This is a genomic window from Bradyrhizobium sp. CFUWI (assembly GCF_056429085.1).
In genome coordinates this window covers 12,459-34,220 of record NZ_JBWJZE010000032.1, presented here as the reverse complement: position 1 = coordinate 34,220, position 21,762 = coordinate 12,459, and the positions used below count along the sequence as shown (strand labels likewise).

18 protein-coding genes and 7 pseudogenes are annotated in these 21,762 nt (G+C 59.2%); 14 read left to right on the top strand and 11 right to left on the bottom strand.

All coding sequences use genetic code 11. The features are described 5' to 3' along the window. Window positions 1–10: 10 nt before the first annotated feature. A complete protein-coding gene (locus AC066S_RS35590) occupies window positions 11–325 on the bottom strand; it encodes a hypothetical protein (protein ID WP_245481536.1) in 315 nt (104 codons plus the stop codon). 1,099 nt (window positions 326–1,424) lie between these two features. On the opposite strand from AC066S_RS35590, the pseudogene AC066S_RS35585 reads away from it, so the two are divergent. Together AC066S_RS35585 and AC066S_RS35580 are read left to right on the top strand one after the other, a co-directional pair. After that, a pseudogene (locus tag AC066S_RS35585) lies at window positions 1,425–1,760 on the top strand (transposase); the annotation flags it as partial. 1 nt (window position 1,761) lies between these two features. After that, window positions 1,762–2,322 (top strand): annotated as a pseudogene (locus tag AC066S_RS35580) (IS5 family transposase); the annotation flags it as partial. On the opposite strand, the pseudogene AC066S_RS35575 reads toward AC066S_RS35580, so the two are convergent. After that, a pseudogene (locus AC066S_RS35575) lies at window positions 2,319–3,269 on the bottom strand (IS110 family RNA-guided transposase); the annotation flags it as partial. The pseudogenes AC066S_RS35580 and AC066S_RS35575 overlap by 4 nt on opposite strands. Window positions 3,270–4,156: 887 nt before the next feature. Here AC066S_RS35575 and AC066S_RS35570 point away from each other — a divergent pair. The 3 genes from AC066S_RS35570 to AC066S_RS35560 are packed head-to-tail and all read left to right on the top strand — an operon-like array spanning window position 4,157 to window position 6,911. Then, window positions 4,157–5,335, top strand: coding sequence for an HlyD family secretion protein (locus AC066S_RS35570; protein ID WP_164719153.1), 1,179 nt, complete (start codon window positions 4,157–4,159; stop codon window positions 5,333–5,335). Further along, the gene (locus tag AC066S_RS35565) at window positions 5,335–6,024 is read left to right on the top strand and encodes a glycosyltransferase family protein (RefSeq protein ID WP_235884912.1); all 690 of its coding nucleotides are present in this window, start codon (window positions 5,335–5,337) and stop codon (window positions 6,022–6,024) included. Before AC066S_RS35570 ends, AC066S_RS35565 begins: the two co-directional genes overlap by 1 nt. Further along, complete coding sequence (locus AC066S_RS35560) at window positions 5,946–6,911, top strand: IS481 family transposase (protein ID WP_126262138.1); 966 nt, start codon at window positions 5,946–5,948, stop codon at window positions 6,909–6,911. The genes AC066S_RS35565 and AC066S_RS35560 overlap by 79 nt, the downstream gene beginning before the upstream one ends. Before the next feature lie 36 nt (window positions 6,912–6,947). On the opposite strand, the pseudogene AC066S_RS35555 reads toward AC066S_RS35560, so the two are convergent. After that, window positions 6,948–7,201 (bottom strand): annotated as a pseudogene (locus AC066S_RS35555) (IS701 family transposase); the annotation flags it as partial. On the opposite strand from AC066S_RS35555, the gene AC066S_RS35550 reads away from it, so the two are divergent. The 3 genes and pseudogenes from AC066S_RS35550 to AC066S_RS35540 all read left to right on the top strand — a co-directional run bounded on the left by AC066S_RS35550 (window position 7,153) and on the right by AC066S_RS35540 (window position 9,826). Further along, the gene (locus tag AC066S_RS35550) at window positions 7,153–7,794 is read left to right on the top strand and encodes a 3'-5' exonuclease (protein ID WP_126262139.1); all 642 of its coding nucleotides are present in this window, start codon (window positions 7,153–7,155) and stop codon (window positions 7,792–7,794) included. The pseudogene AC066S_RS35555 and the gene AC066S_RS35550 overlap by 49 nt on opposite strands. 264 nt (window positions 7,795–8,058) lie before the next feature. Beyond that, a pseudogene (locus AC066S_RS35545) lies at window positions 8,059–9,176 on the top strand (IS630 family transposase). A gap of 500 nt (window positions 9,177–9,676) precedes the next feature. Beyond that, window positions 9,677–9,826, top strand: a complete 150-nt coding sequence (locus AC066S_RS35540; RefSeq protein WP_164719105.1) for a hypothetical protein — start codon at window positions 9,677–9,679, stop codon at window positions 9,824–9,826. 121 nt (window positions 9,827–9,947) lie between these two features. On the opposite strand, the gene AC066S_RS35535 is transcribed toward AC066S_RS35540, so the two are convergent. After that, complete coding sequence (locus tag AC066S_RS35535; RefSeq protein WP_126261830.1) at window positions 9,948–10,238, bottom strand: hypothetical protein; 291 nt, start codon at window positions 10,236–10,238, stop codon at window positions 9,948–9,950. A gap of 1,783 nt (window positions 10,239–12,021) precedes the next feature. Here AC066S_RS35535 and AC066S_RS35530 point away from each other — a divergent pair. After that, window positions 12,022–12,306 carry a DUF3892 domain-containing protein gene (locus tag AC066S_RS35530; protein ID WP_235884911.1) on the top strand — a complete coding sequence of 95 codons (285 nt, stop codon included), beginning with the start codon at window positions 12,022–12,024 and terminating at the stop codon, window positions 12,304–12,306. Between the two features lie 659 nt (window positions 12,307–12,965). Here the strand turns inward: AC066S_RS35530 and AC066S_RS35525 are convergent. Continuing rightward, the gene (locus AC066S_RS35525) at window positions 12,966–14,243 is read right to left on the bottom strand and encodes a cystathionine gamma-synthase family protein (RefSeq protein WP_126261828.1); all 1,278 of its coding nucleotides are present in this window, start codon (window positions 14,241–14,243) and stop codon (window positions 12,966–12,968) included. 864 nt (window positions 14,244–15,107) lie between these two features. Next, complete coding sequence (locus AC066S_RS35520) at window positions 15,108–15,554, bottom strand: ParB N-terminal domain-containing protein (RefSeq protein WP_126261827.1); 447 nt, start codon at window positions 15,552–15,554, stop codon at window positions 15,108–15,110. A 130-nt stretch (window positions 15,555–15,684) separates the two neighbouring features. Here AC066S_RS35520 and AC066S_RS35515 point away from each other — a divergent pair, with 130 nt between their 5' ends. Genes AC066S_RS35515 through AC066S_RS35505 form a run of 3 tightly spaced genes read left to right on the top strand, consistent with a single transcriptional unit; the run spans window position 15,685 to window position 17,020 of the window. Continuing rightward, window positions 15,685–16,227 carry an IS701 family transposase gene (locus AC066S_RS35515; RefSeq protein WP_430642566.1) on the top strand — a complete coding sequence of 181 codons (543 nt, stop codon included), beginning with the start codon at window positions 15,685–15,687 and terminating at the stop codon, window positions 16,225–16,227. 7 nt (window positions 16,228–16,234) lie between these two features. Continuing rightward, window positions 16,235–16,582, top strand: a complete 348-nt coding sequence (locus AC066S_RS35510; protein ID WP_430642565.1) for a transposase — start codon at window positions 16,235–16,237, stop codon at window positions 16,580–16,582. Between the two features lie 39 nt (window positions 16,583–16,621). Continuing rightward, the gene (locus AC066S_RS35505; RefSeq protein WP_430642564.1) at window positions 16,622–17,020 is read left to right on the top strand and encodes a transposase; all 399 of its coding nucleotides are present in this window, start codon (window positions 16,622–16,624) and stop codon (window positions 17,018–17,020) included. Here AC066S_RS35505 and AC066S_RS35500 read toward each other — a convergent pair. The 4 genes from AC066S_RS35500 to AC066S_RS35485 form a co-directional block, all read right to left on the bottom strand. Next, a complete protein-coding gene (locus AC066S_RS35500; RefSeq protein WP_235884913.1) occupies window positions 16,951–17,580 on the bottom strand; it encodes an ATP-dependent DNA ligase in 630 nt (209 codons plus the stop codon). The two genes, AC066S_RS35505 and AC066S_RS35500, sit on opposite strands and share 70 nt — an antisense overlap. 171 nt (window positions 17,581–17,751) lie before the next feature. Then, complete coding sequence (locus AC066S_RS35495) at window positions 17,752–18,096, bottom strand: hypothetical protein (RefSeq protein WP_235884910.1); 345 nt, start codon at window positions 18,094–18,096, stop codon at window positions 17,752–17,754. Window positions 18,097–18,385: 289 nt separating this feature from the next. Then, entirely contained in the window at window positions 18,386–18,526 is a 141-nt protein-coding gene (locus tag AC066S_RS35490; RefSeq protein WP_164719104.1) for a hypothetical protein, read from the bottom strand. Between the two features lies 1 nt (window position 18,527). Then, a complete protein-coding gene (locus AC066S_RS35485) occupies window positions 18,528–18,692 on the bottom strand; it encodes a hypothetical protein (protein ID WP_164719103.1) in 165 nt (54 codons plus the stop codon). A gap of 175 nt (window positions 18,693–18,867) precedes the next feature. Here AC066S_RS35485 and AC066S_RS35480 point away from each other — a divergent pair, with 175 nt between their 5' ends. Both AC066S_RS35480 and AC066S_RS35475 read left to right on the top strand, forming a co-directional pair. Beyond that, complete coding sequence (locus AC066S_RS35480; RefSeq protein ID WP_126261825.1) at window positions 18,868–19,425, top strand: recombinase family protein; 558 nt, start codon at window positions 18,868–18,870, stop codon at window positions 19,423–19,425. A gap of 141 nt (window positions 19,426–19,566) precedes the next feature. Beyond that, a pseudogene (locus AC066S_RS35475) lies at window positions 19,567–19,968 on the top strand (recombinase family protein); the annotation flags it as partial. A gap of 767 nt (window positions 19,969–20,735) precedes the next feature. Here the strand turns inward: AC066S_RS35475 and AC066S_RS35470 are convergent. Beyond that, window positions 20,736–21,759, bottom strand: a pseudogene (locus AC066S_RS35470) (IS110 family RNA-guided transposase). Window positions 21,760–21,762 lie beyond the last annotated feature (3 nt).

The window sequence follows — 21,762 nt, the reverse complement described above, 5'->3', positions numbered from 1 at the left end:
TCAGAACCGACTAATGCCAATCATAGTCGTCAGACAGCTGCCAAGCTGGTAGCCTTGCGACGCAGCGGTTCAGAGCGATGACGCCCGCAAGCGCGGTCGGTTTAGAGTGAATGAGCACGTCTGCGTACTCCTCGAGAGCCAACCTCTTTTGCTCGCTGATCGCGTCGGCGGCATCAAACTCTGGCCCCTCGACCAGTTTTGCGGATATGGAGGCCGCGGCATCGACTTGCGCGCGCAGCTTGCGGTGATGCTCAATTACCTCAAAAATCGAATCTCGTTCAGTCAGCAAGCGGCATTTACATAATGCGATCTTAGATTGCGCCAACCAATCCTCGTGGGTGCTTGCAGTTCTTCCCAACAGATCCCTTCAGTTTCCACGCTGCCCGTCGCGGTGAGGCCCGACGTGCCGCGCACCACTGCGATTGCTTCTCTCCTGCTCCAAGAAGCGCTTTGAGCGGACGGTTCTGATTTGCGTCACCTGCAGATTCTTGTAGTTGACTGCTCGTGTTCTCCGGGCAAGAGTCGCTCTCGAGCTGACCTTATGCCAGTCGCCGGCCCAATCACAACTGGCAGTATGGAGAGCAGAGCAATGTCTCCGCTAAAAGCAATTGCCAATTGGCTGGAATCGCTAGAGTTGGACATGCAGCTTGAGGTCGCTGGCTTCGCGGCATTTTATATATTTGAGCGGTCTGATGCTCTCACGCTAGGCGGATCGGACCAGCTCGAAGCTCTTCATCGGTGGCTGAACGAGCCGGGCCTACCATCATACATCGCCGCAGACCGTGCCTTATCCTTTCGAATATGCTTCGGTAGCTTTGTCGATGATAGAATGATGGAAGCAGGGTGGAAGCGAACTGAGGAGCTAGTTTGCAAAATTCTTAAAGAAGCGAAGCGCAGCGGGAAGTTCGCGGCTTCGCGCAAGGCGCAGAGGATGCTCGCGCTTCTCCCGGCTCGGAAAGAGAGTTGGGAACGTGTTGTGAGATCCTGGAATGAATTGGCTGTGACTTGTCTAACAAACGAGACTGTACGAAGTTGGAGCGCCGCCAGCACGCGCATTGGGTTGAAGGTTATTCCAAGTAGTGGCGTTCCGATTGTTCCGCTCAGGTCGCCTCATCGAGGCACCGGTTAGTTCTGCCTGCCGGCACTATCTCAGGTGCCGCTCTGTCAGTGACTATCGTAAGCGCGTCGCTCCAGTTCTGCGTCGATGTTCGCAATGACTCTTCCAAACCTCGCGCCAATCACCGGTCTAGCATGTGGTCGGTTGTGAAGAACACGCAAGCCGTTGAGAGAGAATCGATTTTTGGCGAACAGACATGGTTCTGTTCGCAGGATTTCGGCGGGTGAGCCCGCAGTTTCTTGCAAATTGCTCTTGGGCGATCGCTGTGATTCTGTCGCGGCGGGCTAATCAACGACGGGCAATTGCAATGCGGCCGAAGGCGCGGCGGGAGAGCGGACAGAACGATCTGTTCAAGGCGAGGCTCGATCAAATCGTCGATCCGGACCATGCGCTGGTCAGACTGTCGGGCTCGATCGACTGGCGGTTCCTCGAAGACCGGTTCGGCGCGGTCTATGACGATGATCCCGGCAGGCCGCCATTGCCGACCCGCTTGATGGTTGGGCTCGCCATCCTCAAGCACATGCACGACCTCTCGGACGAAGGGTTGTGCGAGCGCTGGGTCGAAAATCCCTACTATCAGCTGCTTTGCGGCGAAGAGTTCTTCCAGCACCGGCTGGTGTTCGACCGCTCCTCACTGACGCGCTGACCACGCACTCCTGATGCTGGCGCGCGAGGCGATCGGCCGGGAGGCCTCGCCGACGGCCGGCGTGATCGACAGCCAATCGGTCAAGACCACGGAAAGTGGCGGCCCTCGCGGCTACGACGCGGGAAAGAAGATCAAGGGTCGAAAGCGCCACATCGTCACCGACACCCAAGGGCTCCTGGTCGGAGCGATCGTTCACGCTGCCGACGTCCAGGATCGCGATGGCGCGCCAGATGTCCTGTGCAGCATTCGCTACCGCTTCCCCTGGCTGCGCCATATCTTCGCCGATGGCGGCTATGCCGGCGAAAAGCTCAAGGCGGTGCTGGAAAAGATCGGCCGGTGGACTATCGAGATCATCAAGCGCTCCGATGCCGCACAGGGCTTCGAGGTGCTTCCGCGCCGCTGGGTGGTCGAACGAACCTTCGCCTGGCTCGGCCGCAACCGCAGATTGGCCAAGGACTTCGAGCGAACCATCGAAAGCGCAACTGCCTGGCTCTTCCTCGCCTCTGTCCAACTCATGACAAGGCGCATCGCAGCGATAAAAACAGCAATGCAATTTTGAGTCAGGCTCTTAGTGATGCTGCCACGCCTGACCGTCTCCCCGGTCGATCGCTCGCCCGGCACTAGGCCAAGATAGCCCATGAGCTGACGTGAGGTCTCAAAACGGCTCACGTCACCAACCTCGGTGGCAAATGTCACCGCGACGATTAGATCGACACCTCGCAGTGTTTGAAGCGCCCGCACGAGTGGCTCCAAGGACCAGGCCGAGACGAACTCTTCGATCGTGCGCTCCAGACGTTCGACCCGCTCCTTGGCGATGCGAACTGCTTCGACCATTTCTTGCAGCGCGATCTGATGCGCGGGATGATCGAACTGCTGTTCCTGAAGCCAACGCAGATAGCGCATCGTCCATCCCTTCTTGCGGGGATAGGTGCGGCCATGCTTGAGCATGAAGGCGCTCACCTGCTGGCGGTGGACCCGCAGCGCCTCAACCGCCGCCGCCCGGGCGCGGACGAGATCTCGCATCGCTTCGTGGCTTTCATCGGGAACCCACACCGCCGTTAACTCGCCGGCGCGCAGCAGCCGGGCGAGAGAAACAGCGTCCCGGCGGTTTGTCTTCACGCGATCGCCAGGCTTCCTCGGGATCAGCGATGGCGCAACCACGGTGCATTCATGGCCGAGCGACCGGATCAGCCGATAAAGGCCATAGCCAGTCGGACCGGCCTCGTAACAGAAATGCACACCACCAAACCGGCTGGCGATCCGTTCAACGACCCGGCGCATGCCGGTCGCCGACGCGTCGACCTCACCGAAGAAACGAACCTCTCCTTCCCGGCCTGTTTCCGCGATCGCGATGGCGTTTTTCAGCTTCGCGACGTCGATTCCGACAAATGCTTCCCTATAATCTGCCACGGCTCGTCCTCCTGTGATGAGGATCGGCTCGGTACGCCCGAGTAACCCTCGGACGCGCAGTGTAGGGCGAGCCACCTCACTGGAAGAGGCGGACATACGGCCTTACCGTCGAGCGGCAGCGGCGCACTTTCGAGTGGGCGCGTCGAGCGCGATACGCTGGGTGGCGCAGGCGCGAAGGACGGGCAGGGTAACGGCGAAGCCCGACGCACGCGATCCAACTCACACTTCCACGGGCATCCGCTGGTCCCCTTCAGGTGGGAGGCCTCCTGATCAGGTCGTTTATGATCAGCCAAACCTCCCAGGCCGCATTACTCAGCACCAAACGATCCCCCAAGGCTTCCATCGCGAGACTTAATCCGATTTGCGACCGTACGTTAGAACATGACAAAGACTGTCCGATTTCCGACATGCAGTCGGTCTGGTGCACTTCCGTGAAACAATATTCCTTACTGATCAAGCTTGTCGCAGTTGGCACAGGGTTTGAACAGAGAAGTGCATCCACGGGAGCCGCCTACGAAGTGGCGGCTACACTAACGCTTCTTCGGCTGTGGCCCTTTGGCGCAATGACACGAGCTGCCACATGGAATCGGTCTCAATAGCACGTCACAAAAACTGCCCTCAATGTGGCTCTGCATTGGTCCACCTCGAGTGGCATGAACGCATCGGTGCGCGGAAGGTCCAAGATCTCTGGCGCTGCTGGAACTGCAGGAATGAATTCATGAACGTTTTCACTTCTGACGATACGGATCCTCCCGCCGCTGAGATCACGAAGCTATTCTTTACCAGCCTGTTAGTCTGATCATGACGCTGAGCCGCTAACACTCGCATCCGAGCGGCGCCGGACTTGGCAATCCAAAGCAGGGCGGTGGGCAGCTTAGGCGAAAACGATTGGACCGTAGGCTGCTCAGAAATACGCTGCGCGACCTTCCCGTCATAAATGCAGTTGGAATGTCCTTATGAGGCTCGTACGTGCAATCGTCGGCTTGGCCCTGTTGGCAGTGGCATTGTACGTTATTATTGGTGAGCACTTCGCTGGAACATCGGCGGATGCTACACTCAATGCTCGGCTCTACATCGTTCGCGCCCCGATCGAAGGAGAGGTAACGCTTGCCGTAAAGAGCATCGGCGCGCGCATTAGCCCCGGCGAGCTCGTAGCAGAAATCAACGACCAACGCTTCGATACCGCGAGGCTTCTTGAGCTTGATCGCGATCGCACGAACCAGCAGATCGAGCTCAACCGTCTCGTTGGCCAGCGAGAGGCATTGTCCGCATCCATGTCTCGCTTCGATGTTCAATCAACTGATTACCAGCGCGGAAGGGTTCGGCAGATTGAGGCTCGAATTGCCGAAACGAAAGCAGCTCAAGACGCTGCGGCCACACGCCTTCGTCAAGCGGACGCAGAATTCAAGCGAGCAAACGAACTAAGCACGCGTGGTGTACAGACGGCGGCGAATTTGGATCGCGCTCGCGCAACTTACGACGTAGCGCAGCAAGAACTGGAGAGTGCGCAGCAGCGAGTGAGATATTTAGAGACGGAACTTACGTCTGCTCGCGACGGCGTCTTCATCGGGGAGTCCTATAACGACGCTCCCTCCTCGGCCCAACGTATCCGAGAGCTCGAGCAGCGGCTGGGCGAGCTAAATGTCGACAAGGAGCAGGTGAAAGCACGTATTGTACAGCTCGGCCGGCAAATCGATGCCGAGCGTCTTCGTGTCAATAATTTGAGCTTCGCTACCCTTAATGCCAGCGTCGTTGGTCTAGTCTGGGACATACTAATAGACGATGGCCAATACGCGCGGCGCGGCCAGGATCTCGTCAAGATCGCAGACTGCAGTACACTGATCGTCACTGCGGGCGTCAGCGAATCTCTCTACGACGGCCTCTCGGTGGGAACGGCCGTGCAATTTCGGTTGTTTCGAGATGATCGTATTTTCAATGGAACCATAACCCGCCTTGGCGGATCCGGTGCGGCCTCGCTCTACACCAATCTTGCTGTGGGTCCAAGTGCGCAACATCTCCAGCGCTTTGATGTCACAGTGACAGTTCCGGATCTTGCAGGAGAGGCAGATCTCGGCTGCGCGAGTGGACGCACTGGACGCGTCATCTTCACAGCTGGCCCAATCGCACAATTCCGTCGCTTTATAACGCGGTACGGACTCTGATGCTTCTGCTGTCCCCACTCGTTGCTGCCTTCGCAGGCGCTGCCTTCATAATTGGGCTTCGCCTTACCGTCTTTCCGTTGCTCAATCCGATGAAGTGGTATTGGCGCGCTCTTCTCCTGGGGGCGGCTGCCGTACTGTCTTGGCGTTATATGGTTTGGCGCTTCACCGAAACGCTGGCACCGCTCGACTGGACTGCGGACGCGCTGTTCAGTTGGGGATTCGCCATCCTCGAAGCTCTGACGATGCTTTCCTCTACCATCGCGTTTTTCATACTGTCGCGGGTGAAAGAGCGGTCGACAGAAGCAGACCAGTACTCCGAATGGTGGCTGCCTGGAGAAGCGCCGCGAGTGGACGTTTTTATCACGACTTACAACGAGCCGTCGGAAGTGCTCGAACGCACTATCATTGGCGCGACGCAAATCCGCTATCCACGGCTTCGGATTTTTATCCTCGACGACGGCGCTAGGAATTGGGTGCGGCAACTTTGCGAGCTGCACGAAATCGGATATCTCGCGCGCTCGGATAAAGAGCATGCTAAAGCGGGGAACATTAGGTGTTTAGTCCCAGGCTTTGATGGTGCATTCTTATCGCACGATTCGAAGGATGCGCTATGGGACAAGTTTTACACGGCTGCGCCACCACGACGGAGGCAGTCCGTCGAGCAATACAAAATAGTCAAGAGAGCCTGAGGGCGCTCGCCAAGCGCTACGGGATCAACCAGAAAACTGTCGCGAAGTGGAAGGAGCGCAAGACTGTCGCCGATATCCCGACAGGCCCCAGGGACACCAAGTCGACAGTGCTTTCCATCGAGGAGGAGGCGATCATCGTCGCTTTCCGGCGGCATACGCTATTGCCGCTCGACGATTGCCTCTATGCGCTCCAGCCGACCATCCCGCATCTGACGCGATCATCCCTGCATCGCTGTCTCCAGCGCCACGGCATCAGCCGATTGCCGGGGGTCGAAGGCAGCAAGCCTCCGAAGAAAAAGTTCAAAGCTTACCCGATCGGCTACTTCCACATCGACATTGCCGAGCTCCAGACCGCTGAAGGCAAGCTCTACCTCTACGTCGCCATCGATCGCACCAGCAAGTTCGCCTTCGTGCAACTGGTCAGGAAGACGGGAAGGACCTCCGCCTCGGCCTTCCTCGAAGCTCTGATCGCGGCTGTCCCCTACAAGATCCACACGGTTCTCACCGACAATGGGATCCAGTTCACTTTCCCGCCGCGCTACGCGGACGGCCCGACAGCACGATACGTGACACATATGTTCGATATGCGCTGCCAAGAAAATGGCATCGAACATCGGCTGACCAAGATCAAGCATCCCTGGACCAATGGCCAGGTCGAGCGCATGAACCGCACGATCAAGGAAGCGACCGTCCAACGCTACCATTACGATCGACACGATCAGCTCGAAGCTCATCTCGCCGACTTCATCAACGCCTACAACTACGCTCGACGGCTGAAGACCCTGAAGGGCCTCACGCCTTACGAATATATCTGCAAATGCTGGACTTCCCAGCCGGAACGATTCAAACTTAATCCGCTCCAGCAAATGCCGGGACTAAACACCTAGCACTACTTTGGCAGATTGTGTTTTCGCCGCTGTTTTTCAAGGATTTCCTTCCGGCAATATGGGCACTGCTGAGGCGGCGGCCGAAGGATGAGATCGACGATGGCGTGACGTACGGCTGGCATGGTTGGCTGAGGCGGAGGCCCGTTGATTCTTGTTTTTCCGCTCCGCGTATGCGAGGCAACGATGTTGCAGGAAGGCGTAGGCAATCATTGTCATCAGGCGTGGCGATGAAGGCCTTGCCATGATCGCCCTTCGAAGTGATCAAGTCCAAGCTCCTCCTTCAGCTGTTGAGTCGGTCCGCCTGGTTGAGCAGCTCCGTCTCCAGCGGCGCCGCATCCCAGACACCGTCCAGATGCGCGGAAAGACTTATCACCAGCATCTCGCGGACGCTAACGGGGCCCCCGACGCGTGGCGGCCAGAAGCAGTCGCTTTGGCTCAGGCGCTCCGCTTTTCCGGGCGGTTTGCCACGGCCGATGCATGGCACGACGAGGCGCGCAGGCTGCTCGCACCGCTGCTTCCGGCCGACGGCCCATCCATCAATCAGCGGCTTCGTCGCAATGGTGAGTTGGAGAAGGTGTTGTTAGTCGCGCCTGCATCGGGCCACCCGGCACGGACAATCCATAGCGTGAAAGGTATGGAGTTTCCCGGGATCTGCGTAGTGATGTCGCCGAGCACTGCGAAGGGCATCATCGATTCTCTGGCCGGTGCCGCTGCGGGCGACAACGAAGAAGCTCGCAAAATCTACGTCGGTGCATCAAGGGCGCAGCGTCTTCTGGCGATCGCGCTGCCGCGGTCGCAAGCCCCGCGTCTGCGGGATTTGATGGTAGCGATGGGCGGCGCCGTTGAGCTGTTACGCTCTAGCAGCCGCCGCTCAAGCCCTTAATTTAGTCCCGTCGCTTTCATCCACCTCACCAGAGAGCCGAGCCGTAGACCGGCGCTGTAGTGATGCGATGATGTTGTCCAACCGTCGCAGTAAGTCATCGTAAGTCAGGATGTCGATCATATTGGCGAACTTGCGCTTGATGATCTCCAGATCGAGTTGCTGGCTCCCATCTAGTGGCCCGAGTCACAAGTTCGCAATCGTAGATTCGCGTTAGATTCGCGTCGCTGTGCCAGAGAGGCGGCTGCAACAGTGACGGAGGATCTGATAGCGGCCCAGCGACTTGCACCCCTGATATTGAGCGATGATGAGCGTGCTGAGCTTCAGTCGCTGACAATGCGGCGAAAGACGGCCCAGGCGCTGGCTCTGAGAGCCCGGATCGTGCTGACCTGCGCGGAAGGCGGTCAGAACAAGGAAACGCGGCCAAGCTGGGCCTAGAGCGGGGGACGGTAGGCAAATGGCGGCGGCGCTTTGTGGAGCAGCGCGTGGCCGGGCTGCACGATGAGCCGTGCTCGGGGGCACCGCGCACCATTGACGATGGTCGCATCGAAGCCGTGATCGTGAGGACGCTGGAAAGCTGCCCCGAAAACGCCACTCATTGGAGTTCTCGCGGTATGGCAAAGGCCAGCGGCTTGTCGGTGTCGACGGTGCAACGTATCTGGCGGGCCTTCGGACTCCAGCCGCACCGGCTGGAGTCATTCAAGCTCTCGATCGATCCGAACTTCGTGGCCAAAGTGCACGACGTTGTTGGTCTTTACGTCTCGCCGCCGGCACACGCCATCGTGCTGTGTGTAGACGAAAAGTCTCAAATCCAGGCGCTGGACCGCAGTCAGCCGATGTTGCCGATGCGTCCCGGCCAGCCGGCCCGAAGGAGCCACGATTACAAAAGACACGGCACCACCTCGCTGTTCGCCGCCCTCGACATTGCGACCGGACGGGTTATCGGCAAGTGCTACGGACGGCACCGTGCCGCCGAGTTCCGCAAGTTCTTGGACGAGATCGAGGCCGCTGTGCCGCGCCAACTCGACGTCCATCTCGTCATGGACAACTACGCCACCCACAAAACCCCGCTGATCCAGAAATGGCTGGCTAAACGGCCGCGCTGGCATGTGCACCTGACCCCGACCAGTTCGTCATGGCTCAATCAGCTCGAGCACTTCTTCGCGCTTCCTACCGATAAGAAGATCAGGCGCGGCGTCTATCGCAGCGTAGCCGCCCTCAGGGCGGACATCGCCTCGTTCATCGAACGACATAACGCTGATCCCAAGCCGTTCTGGTGGACCAAGTCAGCCGACGACATCCTTGCTTCCATCGAGCGCTTCTGCCGTTACAATGCCCCGGTACAACGCGACGCGATGTTGCGAACTTCTGGTTCAGGACACTAGCGCCGAGGAACCATTCGAACGCCGATCAGGACCAAGAATGATCATGGCCTTCGGGCTTGTGACATGGATTGCCATGCCAGGCGGAAGCTTTGCAGAGTTCCTGTCGACGTAGGGGTACCAACCATGGCCTAAGTCGCGCGCGACCGTCCCAAATCATGCCTTCATAAAGGACAATCGGGAGATGCTGCCCCCTGGAGCGCATGTTCTCGAACAGCAGCTCATAAAAGCTTCTTCAGGCTTGCGCAGTTGCGCTGCCAGCGGATGGATTTTGCATGTGAGTCATTCGTTGAAGCCACATTGCCATACAGCCGTCGCGAATCGCGATCGGCATAGCGCTCATCTTAAATTCTGCATCGCAGGTAAGCGAGGCGGTTTGGTACCGGGACCGTCCAAAAAGACCGGGCCACGGGCCTTACGTTGCCCCGGATGCGCAAGCCGGAAGTTCATCCAAATATGCCATCTCCTCGCGGGTGATGCGATTGAACACCTCTGGGCACGAGATGAGCCATGATCTGCCATTCGGGCTCGCCCTCGAGGCAGAGATTACCTTCCGCGGCCGCCTTGGCACGCTCGATATGTTCGCCAACCTTGCCGTTCAAGAGGCCGTGTTGATTACTATGGCTGAGAAGGATTCGATCAGGAGAGCGTAGCGCTGCATCTCCTCCACGCTATTCAAGAGCGTGTTTAGCATGGCGCGGATATTGTCGTGCCGCGTTGCATAGTTTCGGAAGTGCCCGTTTGCGGCCGATATCACGGTAAAGACGATGGCGATCAGACGGCGATCTCTTCTGCTTCGCCGGGACCATACGAGGAGATGACTCCAAAGCGATGGCTTAAGGCCGCGATCGCATGTTTGACCGCTGGTGCGCGGACGATAGTCCATTCCCAATTGTCGCGGTAAGGCTCAAGCGCCTTGAACCAAGACGCTCTTTGCGCGCCGATCTCCGCCTTAAGATTGGCTGTTATTCGCTCTTCGAGAGAAGGAAGGCCTTTCCCTCGAAACGTCAGCGCGTCGATCCGAACCAGTTTCGGCGGCTTGTACGCGTCCTCGCCGTCCTTCAAATAGCATTTCAGGACGATCGTCTTTTTCGTGGGATGCCTGGACCCCTTCGTGGTCTAAGACAAATGCATTGCCGCGGTGCCGGCGGAATACGTCGCGAAAACTTTGCGGGATATCATCGGTCGTCGGATCGACTCCATAGAGCACCCAGATCAGGTTGCCCCCTTCACGCTCATAATGGTGGGCAGCGGGCGGAGATTTCCGTTTGGAAGGTATTCGAGAGCTGGATTTCGATCGCAACGGTGCAAGGCCTTGCATTCGATATACACGTCGGGATACCTGCCAAAGCTGTTCTCTGTTGGCGGTAGGTACTGCGCGACTGTACTGCGGACATAACGCACGTCGGCCTTGGCGAGCTCGTCAAACGTTCGCAGAGCATCCGATGGGTGTGGGATTCCTGGTGGCCCTGGTACTGGGCTGCTCGCGCCTCGTCGATCGAAAGTGATCGTGGTGCCATGGGCAGCTAGGATCTCGCCTCTGTAGTGCACAAAATAGGGAAGCCCGCGCTCGCCCTGCTTTCTTGTCTGGATAAAGACACGACTTTCGCAGCGCAGGCACCTAGCTGTTAACCCGTCCTGGCGGCCACGGGCGCCGTCCGTTAGCCGATCCCGAAGGATGCCCCATGTATCTTCGGACAAGGACAGGAGTTCGCGCGCCGACGCCGGGCCGATCGGCGGGGTAAACATGACTGCCTCGATGATGCGCCTTGGTGGGCGGTGCGTGGGAGACTCACTCAGCATTCTCCAAGGATTCCCGGAATGCATGTAACCGCCTGTCTCAGGAGGTCGGTGGTTCGAACCCACCCAACTGTACCAGCGAAATCAATAGCTTATTGTAGTCTTGCGCGAAGCAAATGGCCGTTAGCTACCAAATAGCTGCCGCGGCGACGGAAACACGTGGTGATTCTAAAAGCAGTCATTCGTAGTGACGGGGTCAAAGTTCGAGTGCTATTTGCGACATCACTCAACCTAATGAATTGCTCCCGAGTCCTTGCGTGATTCGCGGTGTGATAACGTCAGTCCCGGCGACCGAGGGCAGGCCAATTCCCCTCGCTGTCGTACCGGCTGATCGCCGCGGCCTGCAAGGCCAGCGTTCGGCCGGTTCGCAATGCGCAATCGGTATCGAGCCAAAGACGTTCATGGATAAGCAAAGGTCTCCACCGGATCGAAGTCCAGGATAGCAAAGGCAATCCACACCAGGCTGTTCTTGAAATCCGGTATCGTAAAATCCGTATTTTGCCACCGATAGGCAAGCAGTCGCGGTATCCAGCTTTGACTTTGACAGTGATCCACGCTGATGAAAGAGGAGCGCCAAAGAACAGAAAGAAGATCGAGCTCACCTCGTCCCCTCTAGAAGCGCGCGTATGCGAGCAGCGATCTTCCGTGCCTCCTCCGCCCCGGGGCGAGTTTCACGCAATCGAGTATGCCTAACACTTCCTGGGCGTCCTCAGCATCAAAAGTCGCGACTTGGCGATCTGCCAGGCTCAAAGACTGATCGGCCGCCGGGGCCTGATTGGCTGCAAGCACCGCAAGCCGCAGCGAGGTGATGTGCCGCTCGAACGTGTGTATCCGTTGGCCGGTAGCACCTTGTAGGGTGGTCGCAAGCGGTGGTAGCCAGCGCGGCCCCAGGCTGGCTACCTTTGCTCGTGAGAGGGTCACATTCTCCAGGCGCCACCAGAAAATGGCGCAGACAAGTAACCAGGGCACCTACCAGAATCGGCCGGTTCATCCTCCTCGACCATTCTCTAAGCTGGTCCGACAGCTTGCATAGATGGGAGACACCCGCATGCCCAAACGCCTGCGCATTCGTTGCATAAACAAGACTGACAGGCGAAACGCACACGAGAGAATCAAAAATGTCGGCGGGGTAAATTCAGACGGAACGCGATGGAAGCTATCCGTTAAGAAGACTATCCGAGACCTCGAAAGCCGCGAGTGGGAGTACTACGTCGAACAATCAGGCGTCACCGTCGAGGTCATCGTCGCCACCGACGGCCGACACAAGTACATCAAGACAACAGTGGACGGAATTCAACCGGACAATCTCCTTTCCCTCCCTGAGTGTCCGTGAAGCTTATCGTATCCTAGATCGCCGGTAGTGCGGGCGCAACTCGGCGCCGTTCGGCCGCGCGGCGTCAGGCGCTGTCCCCGCCACGCCCGCACTACCCTTTGAAGTTAGCGGCAACGTGACTCGGCGCTTGAAAGCCCCCGCGCTTACCCTGGGGGAAGCGCTGTCCCTGCCACATCCGTTAACCCCAAGCGCCCTGTAGCTGCGCTGGCTTACTGAAAGCTGACGAGACCGCGCGGCAATCCATAAAACGAAAAGCGGCCCGCGTGGGCCGCTTGCCGTCGAGAACAACAACTCATTCAAGGGCCCTTTGTCGCTCTCGAAGTGTCTCACCGGCCCGCACGTTTAGAGGCCAGCCAGTCTGCTAACTAAGCCGAGGCGGAACTGCTTCAGCTGGATGCAAAGCATGAGCACGGTGATCGCGTCGGGCACGGGATCAGGCGACGATTGCGAGTTGGTTTCGTTCGTAGCCCACGGGTCGCCCCGTCTCCGAATGGCTCGAAATAGAGTGAGATTGACGGCCTGCCGGCCATTCCCTGCTGAACGCATCCAGCAAGGGCTTTACGTCTGCCTCGTGCGGCAGCTCTCGGGCGCGCAAAGCAATGAGGCCGCCGCGGCGATCATGCAGCGTGCCGCGCGTCCAATGCGCTGTGATCCCTCGCTCAAGCCGCGTTCAGCGCCTGCGCGAGGTCCGCGATCAGATCGGACGGGTTCTCGATCCCGATCGACAGCCGGATGGTGGAATCGAGCACGCCGATCTTTTGGCGAATGTCGGCGGGAACGCCGGAATGGGTCATGGTCGCGGGCAGGCTCGCGAGCGACTCGGTGCCGCCGAGGCTCACCGCCAGCTTGAGGATTTGCAGCGCATTGAGGAATTTCACCGCCGCCTCCTTGCCGCCGACGATGTCGAACGAGAAGGCCGATCCCGCGCCCAGGCATTGCCGCGCGAATACACGGCCCGACGGCGAGGCCTCCTCGTGATGACCGAGATAGTGAACCCTGGCGACCTTGGGGTGGTCGCGCAGATAGCTCGCCACCAGGCGCGCATTCGCATCGGCCTTTTCCATGCGCAGGCTCAGCGTCTCCAATGAGCGGTTGATCATCCAGCACGAATGCGGATCGAGCTGGGTGCCGATGGCGCCGCGCAGCGCCTTGATGCCCTTCATGATCGCCTTCGATCCGAGTGCGGCGCCCGCAATCAGGTCGGAGTGGCCGCCGACATATTTCGTCAGCGAGTACAGCGACAAGTCGGCGCCGTGCTCGATCGGCCGCTGAAACACCGGGCCGAGCAGCGTGTTGTCGCAGGCGATGATCGGAACGTGTCCCTGGGCCTTGCCGATAGAATCGGCGATGCGGCGGATCATCGCAATGTCGACGAGGCCGTTGGTCGGATTGGCCGGGGTCTCGATCAGGATCATCGAAACCCGCCCCCTACCCATCGCCTGCTCCGAGGCCTGCCTGACGGAGGCTTCATCGATGCCGTCGGCAAAGCCGACCGCACCGATCGACAGGCGCGCCAGTGTGTTCGTCAGCAACGTTTCCGTGCCGCCATACAGCGGCTGGGAATGCAGGATCACGTCGCCGGGGCGGACGAAGGCGAGGATCGTGGTCGCGGCCATGCCGGATGAGAACAGCGCGCAGCTCTCGGTGCGCTCGTAGACCGCGAGCCTGTCCTCGACGATTTCGCTGTTGGGGTGGTTGAAGCGCGAATAGACCAGGCCCGCGCCCATGCCTTCCGGCGGCTCGCGCCGGCCCGCGACATAGTCGAAGAAGTCCTGCCCGTCTTCGGCGGTCTTGAACACGAAGGTGGAGGTCAGGAACACCGGAGGCTTGATGGCGCCTTCCGACAATTGCGAATCGTAGCCATAGGTCAGCATCAGGGTTTCCGGATGCAGCATATGGTTGCCGATATGGGTCTTCGACGGGAACGGTTTTACCATGGCTGCCTCGCTGTTCTGATGCTGGCCGCACGTTGCGGGCCGAATCGGTGGTACACCGCGGTGGTCACAAAATCGAGCCTGTATGCAGGTTCGTCAGCACCTGCTCCGGCAGCGGATTTCCAGGCAGTTCTAACTCGGCACCAGCGCTCAACTGCGTCAGTAGGTTCTCGGGTAGGCTGGTTAGCTGGTTGCCGCTAACGGCGAGAGTATGGAGCATAGCGGGGAAGCCCTCCGGCAGACTCGTCAATTGATTGTCGCTGACCTCGAGAACTGGAGCGAATCAGGGAGGACCTCCGGCAGCTTCGGCACTCATTGTAGCTGACGTCGAGAAACTGACGCGCAGGAGGAAGGGCCTCAGGAGGCCCGCTAGTCGGTTATCACTCGCGTTGAGATAAGCGAGCACGGCCGGAAGGGCGGGCAAGTTGCTCAGCTGGTTGTGACTGACGTTGAGCGACCCGAGGGTGGCGGGCAGGCTATCGGGCAGTCTGGTTAGCCGGTTGAAGGAAACGTCGATTTGCCTGAGGTCGGTCGAAAATCTGGGCAGACTGGTCAGGGACAACGATCCGAGATCGAGATGTTGATCTCTCTCGGAGAAATTTAATCGCGTTATGGCTTCTTCTCGATCCTCGAGCGGGCCCACGTCCCGTTCGGCAGCCCAATTTTCAACCGTCTGGTCTTGGTCGTCCTCCGCATGAGCTGAATCTGCCGCGTCATAGCCTGTCAGCACTAGGTCCCACTGCGCCCCGGCCTCGTTTTCCTGCCCCTCTCGTTCGTTCGAAGAGATCCCATCTCAGCGCAGAATCTGCCCTGCCTCAAAAGGATCCATTCCCTACTCCCTTGCCAGGACTGAGTAGACTCAGTTCACTACGATACGTTGTAACCTCTGGAGCACTTACCTGTCGGTGAGCTGACGAAGAAGCTATCGCCAGGTGGCGACGATCGGAGTTGGAAAGGCGGTGATGGTTGCGCCTGCCCCAAGCTGCGCGACCATTTCGGCACGATCATCATATGACAGGGACGTATCCGCGTGGAGGCGCCTGATTTCCTCCTCGCGGTCCCACCGTGCCACGCCGCCTTGGTCTGCGCGGCCGACCCCTGTCGCTGCCTGAACTGTTCGGCTGCCCGCGCCGCACACATCGCGCGCTGGCTCTCGGCGAGGTGTCGACGCTTCAAGTTCAGGCTGATGACGTATCCCAGCGGATCGTTACCATAATAGCGCGTCGGGCAATCGGTGCCGGTCTCGACGGCGGCGCGATAGCGGTTGCGGCCGTCGAGGATCTTTCTCTCGAACACGCTGACCGGTTCGCGCACGCCGTTTTCGCGGATGAGGTCGCACGCTACGATAGCGCGCGCGGCTTAAACCTGCCCGGCGACCTCACAGAACCCTCAAGATTCCCGAGTCCCGATGATTCACGGGTGGTCGGCTCTCGGAGGGCTGACCATGGCGGAGTGGGAAGACGAACCCGAACGCTGGCTGAAGCCGTTGCTGGATCGGTTGGGTCATAAGACCCGGCGGCAGATGTGTCCATTGTACGTTGCGGGATTGATCGGTCCCGGCTACCGCCAAATCGTTCAGCCGATGGCGGAGCGCCTTGCCGCGGGCAACTACGATCAGCTGCACCATTTCATTGCCGACGGTGTCTGGGATGCGACTCCGTTGGAATCTGAACTGTTAAATCAGGCCGACCGGCTTGTCGGCGGCAAGGATGCCGTGCTCGTTATTGACGACACGGCAATGCCGAAGAAGGGCGAACGCTCGGTTGGTGTCGCTCCTCAATATGCGTCCTCTCTTGGCAAAACGGCAAATTGCCAAACGCTGGTGTCGCTGACACTCTCGCGCGGCGCAGTGCCGGTAATGGTCGCGCTGCGTCTCTTTCTGCCTGAGAGTTGGACAGGCAATGTATCTCGTTTGAAGCGTGCTCGCGTGCCGATCGAACACCGAACCGGCACGATCCAAGCCGGAAATTGCTTTGGCCGAGGTTAACCGAGCGATGGCAGCCGACGTGCGCTTTGGATGCGTGCTGGCGGATGCAGGATACGGGCTCAGCGCACCGTTTCGACAAGGGCTAACAGAACGCGGCCTGGTCTGGGCCGTCGGATCCCTCGGCATCTTAAGGTGTATCCGGTTGATGTACAGCTCATTGGCCGATTACCAAAGTCCGCGGGAAGCGAAAGCACCACGTACCAGAAATCTTACCGATTGCGGCAGAACAAATGCTGACCAGAGCCAAATGGAAAAACGTGAGTTGGCGCAGCGGAAAGAAAGGTCGTCTGAGAGCCCGATTTGCTGCTGTCCGTGTCCACACCGCCGACGGCCCTCCGCAGCGGATATGGGATAAAAGGTCAGCAGCATCTCCCGGGCGACGAAGCTTGGCTGATTGGCGAGCACTGCCTCAGGGGAGAAGAAATACTATCTCGCCAACCTTCCAGCGGCGACGGATCTGCGCACACTGGCCACCACCATCAAGGCGCGATGGATTTGTGAGCAGGCGCATCAGCAGTTGAAGAAGGAGCTTGGACTTGATCACTTCGAAGGGCGATCATGGCAAGGTCTTCATCGTCACGCCCTAATGACCATGATTGCCTACGCCTTCCTGCAACATTGTCGCCTCGCACACGCGGGGCGGAAGATTAACGGGCCTCCGCCTCAGCCAACCATGCCCGCCGTATGTCACGCCATGGTCGACCTCATCCTTCGGCCGCCGCCTCAACGCTGCCCGTATTGCCGAAAACAAATCCTTGAAAAACAGTGGCGCAAACACATTCTGCCAAAGTAGTGCTGGAGGTCCCGGCTCATGGCCGGATGGGTGCGGTTCTTGATCTTGAGCCATTCGCGCGTGCGGCTCGCGATGTAGCGGCGATCGCGGCGCTTGGAGATGATGCCCTCAAGGCGGCGGTCGCAGGCCGCGCGAAAGACGTCGGGCTCGATGGCGCCGCTCTCGAAGGGTTCGATGAACATGCCGTCGGGCCGGCCGCGCAGCAGCCGGGCGAGGTTGGTCTTGCGCATCTCCAGGGGCAGCTGCCGCAGATCCTCGCCGCCAAGCGCGAGCAGATCGAAGGCATAGAGCTGCACCTGCCGGCGCGAGTGGAGCGCGTTGAAGTCGGAGACGCCGTCAACGCCGAGCACCACGGCCTCGCCGTTAATGACGAATTCCTGCTCGCGGTTGCGCAGCGCGGCCTTTACGATCCAAGGGGAGCGGTCGGTCCAGTTGTGCCCGTTCCTGGTGATCAGGCGCACGGTGCGGCCATTGAGCTCGAGGCGCAGGCGATAGCCGTCACACTTGATCTCGTGGAACCGGTCGGTGCCGTCGGGGGCGGCCTTGGCGGAAGTGGGCAGGCAGAACGCGAACGCAGGCGGTATGAGAACGAGATAGTCACGCGGCCGCGAATATGCGAATGTCGCGCTTGATTTGAGCGTCGGGATTTCGTCGGTCAGGGACCGATCACAATTGCATTGCCATACCTTGGAATTGCTGTCTGCTGCTCGCTCGCGGTTTGGTTGGTAAGCCTAGTGGTTTAGGACTGGAGCGGAAGCGCCAGCTGAACGCCGATCGCGGCCGAGCTGGCTCTTAACGAAATCCTTCAACGCGGGAGAGGTATCGAGGCTGTCGGCGGCGATGCGGTGCTCGAGCGCGATGTCGTCGGACGCGTCGCGCGACCAGCCTTCGGCCGGGTTGAAGGCGACCACGCGGAGCACCCGGTCATGTTGGCCGGTGAGCAGGTCGTCGACCAGCGTGGCATGGTCGATGCCTTCGTCAGTCTCGCGGAATGCCGCGCCGTCCCGGAACTCCTCGAGGACGACGTAAAAGTCCTTGTCGAGGCGACCGTTCGGAATGATGGACGGCGAGGCCATACGCGAGAACTCCACTGACCGGAGTCCAAGATAGGCAATGTTCGGCGGGAGGCGAATCGGAACCTGCGAATTCCTCCTCGCGTCGCCACGGTGCCAACATGGAGGAACGAGCATGGCAAGGTCGAAAAAGCAGACCTCTCGGGACAATCTCGCGTGTGCTTTTGACGCACATGACTTTGAGATTTCGGCATCCCGCGGGTCACTCAGTTCAGTCAATTTTGAGAACTCATTTTTGTGATGCATTTGGAACGCCATGTCGTGTGAAGCGATAGTCTCAGCTTACGTACGCTTAAGGAACCAGCAGGCGCTCGAAGATATGAGAGATATTCGGCACGAACTGCTGCAGTCCATGTCCCGCCCTGCAGCCAAGTACGTTCACGATGATCTCCGACTGATCGAAGATGGGCTGGAACAGCTCCGCCAGCTGCATATCAGCGCTCCTTTTGAGCGTGCTCGGCCTCCACGGCGCGGAGCAGGGCGGCAAGGCTGGGATTAGCGGGCCGATCCGTCGGCTTGCCGCGCCAGCTGAACAGCAACACGGCGCTGTTGTGCTGGCGCAGAACGTGGCCGGCGCCACTACCGAAATACTTGCTCATGGCGCTTCATGGCCGACCTCCAGAACAATAGGAACGTCCCCGTCCGGGACACTCATCCGGAAATGGACCAGTCGGAGCTGGCGAAGCTTGATTCGGCGGGGGTGAGCAGCTTCACACTTCTTGGTTTTCAGGTGGGTTGGAATAGGCTGACAGCTGCACAGGTCGGGAGCCTTCCATGGGAACAGAGCTCACTGTCCGGCATGCCAGGCTGCCTCGGCGTCGGGAGCACGAGCTCCGGGCTGCGCAGTACATCCGGATGTCGACGGATCGGCAGCAATATTCAATCGCAAACCAGATGGCTGTCATCGCCGGCTACGCAGCCGAGCATCGGCTCACGATCGTGCGCACTTATATTGACGAGGGCATCAGCGGATTGAGGATCAACAACCGACTGGGGCTCATCGGTTTGATCAACGACGTTCAGTCGGGTGCCGCCGATTTCGGGAATGTGTTGGTGCGGGACGTCAGTCGCTCGGGTCGATTTCAGGACACAGACGAGAGTGCATATTACGAGTTCATCCGCAAGTTGGCCGGTGTGAAGGTGCTCTATTGCGCCGAGGTCTTCGGGAACGACGGAAGCCCGATGTCGGGCCTCTGGAAGAACATGAAGCGCCTGATGGCAGCGGAGGACAGCCGGAATCAATCGGCGAAGGTTTTGCGGGGCAGAGCCCCATTGCAGGGCTCGGCTATTGGGTGGACGGTCAGCCCGGTTTCGCGCTGCGCGGAGAGCTGATCGACACAACCGGCAAGTCGCGGGGATTTCTCGAACATGGCCAGCAAAAGGCCTTGCAGACTGACTGGGACTTGCTGCGGGCCGGGCCACCCGATGAAATAGCGATCGTGCGATGGATATTCGAAAGCTTCGTCGGCGGAAAAGAGGACTGCTATCGCGCGCGAGCTGAGCGCGAGAGGCGTTGCCAACCATCGCGTCGTTCCGTGGAATCTTCAGATGATTGGTCGCATCCTTCGCAACGAGAATTACACGGGCAACACTGTCTACTTCCGGACATCGAACTACTTGCGAGGGCGCCGTGTGATCAACGCCAAGGCCAAGTTGATACGAGCGTTTGACGCACTTGAGCAGATTGTGTCGCGGAACGTCTTTGATGCCGCACAATGGATTATTGAGCGACAAATACGGCAACGGCTGTCCTCGGATGAGCTGCTTAAGAGACTGCGCGTTCTTCAGCACCGGCTCGGCACACATTCTCTCTCAACGCGATCAGTCGAGCAAAGGGAGCCCCAGCGCGGACCTGTACGAGCGGAGGTTCGGTAGCCTTCGCAACGCCTATGCGGTGATCGGATACGTACCTCCAGTTGACTACAGTTACCTTGAGACGCGCGGCGAGCGCATCAGTCTCATCAAGGATCTCGCCGCTGAGATCGCTACGGCCGTGCCGAATGTGAATCCCGATCTCATTGCGGAGCAGGCCGGGGGCTGCCTGGCCGTCAACGATGGGTCTTTCATATCGTTGCGTGTAGTACGGTCCTGGCAGCACTCCCAGAGGCACTGTTCCGCCTGGACGCTGCGGCGCGGCTCAAAAACCCGTCCGAGTATCGCCGTCTTGGTCAGGTTGGATGAGCAGAACAAACGCCCTCTAGACTATATTGTGGCGCCGACCGATAGCCTTCCAGAGCGGCCTCTGATCAGACCGAGGCGGTCGTGAGAAAACGGTATCGTTGTCATTCGGCCCTTTAATTGCGGTTTGTTGTCAAGCTTACATTTCTGAACTCGCCCATGGCACGGTGGTAGCGTCCGCGCCGTCGGAGCTGGTCGGGGTTGCGGAGACGGCGCGGGCGCGGCTGATACATGCTCTGCTGGCCAGGCATTGGATCGTACGGGCTGGTTGATGTCTTCGCTGGGGTCATGGTCCCTTCCGAGGTCGCGCAGCGCCTCATGATGATGTCCGGGTCGGACGCCTCAACGTCTGCAGCGGAGTACAGTCAAGCCGCCACCAGCCGAATGAACGAGGTCGCCACAACACCGTCCCAGCGGGATATCGCCAGTCCGGCAGACCGGACCAGGAACTTTACAAAATCGGATCAGGCTTCCTTCGCGCGGCCCCAGTCGAACGATGTGCCGTCGACCCAGATGCAGTGCAAAACGACGGCGATCTTGCGCGCGATGGCGACGTTCGCCTTCCTCACGCCAATCCTCTTGGCGAGCTTTATTCCCGAGGCCTTGAGGGACGACCATTTCTTCGTTCGATAAAGCAGGACGGTCGCGGCCTCAAACAGGTAAGTTCGGAGAAGACGGTCGCCCCATCGTGATATTTTGCCATTGATGTCAGTTTCGCCAGATTGGTTGCGCCGAGGTGTAAGACCCAGATAGGCGCCAGCGCTCGATGCAGATCGGAAGCGCGATGGGTTGTCGATCGTGTGGCGGAAGGTCAAGGCGGTCACCACGCCAACACCAGGAACCGTCATCAGGCGGCGCGTCGTCTCATCCGACTTTGCCAACTGGCGGACTTCGTTGTCGAAGTTGCTTTGCTGCTTGCAGATCTGTTCATGGATCGACAGAAGCGGCGCGATCACCCCGAGGAGCTGATGATCTTTGCCCAATAGCTCGCAGACCTGATTGCGAAACTGCAGTCCGATCGCGCGTGGCAACAGCAAACCGTATTCTTTGATGAGGCTGCGGACCTGGTTCTCGATATCTCGACGTATGGCCACGAGCCGAGATCTCGCGACGAGTATAGCGCGGATCTTCTGACTTTCCTCGCTCTTGACTTTGACTTCTCGATACCAGCCGACCCGCACCAGTTCGGCCAAACCTCGAGCACCATTCTGATCGCTCTTGTTCATGCGCAGGGACAAAGCCGCGTGGGCATGACGCGCGTCGATTCAGACCACCGGAAGATCAACTCTACGAAGTTCATGCCATAGTCGCCATCGCCCCGGTCTCAAATCCGATGCGCTCCGCCTGTGGCGCCCGCTTGCGAAGCAGTGCCGTGAGCGCCCCCGGGTCGGACTTGGCCTTTCCCTCGAACAAGACCTGACCTACTTCGTCGACCACACACACTGATGTTTCTTTTTGCGAGACATCCAGCCCAACATATTGCTTTATGGC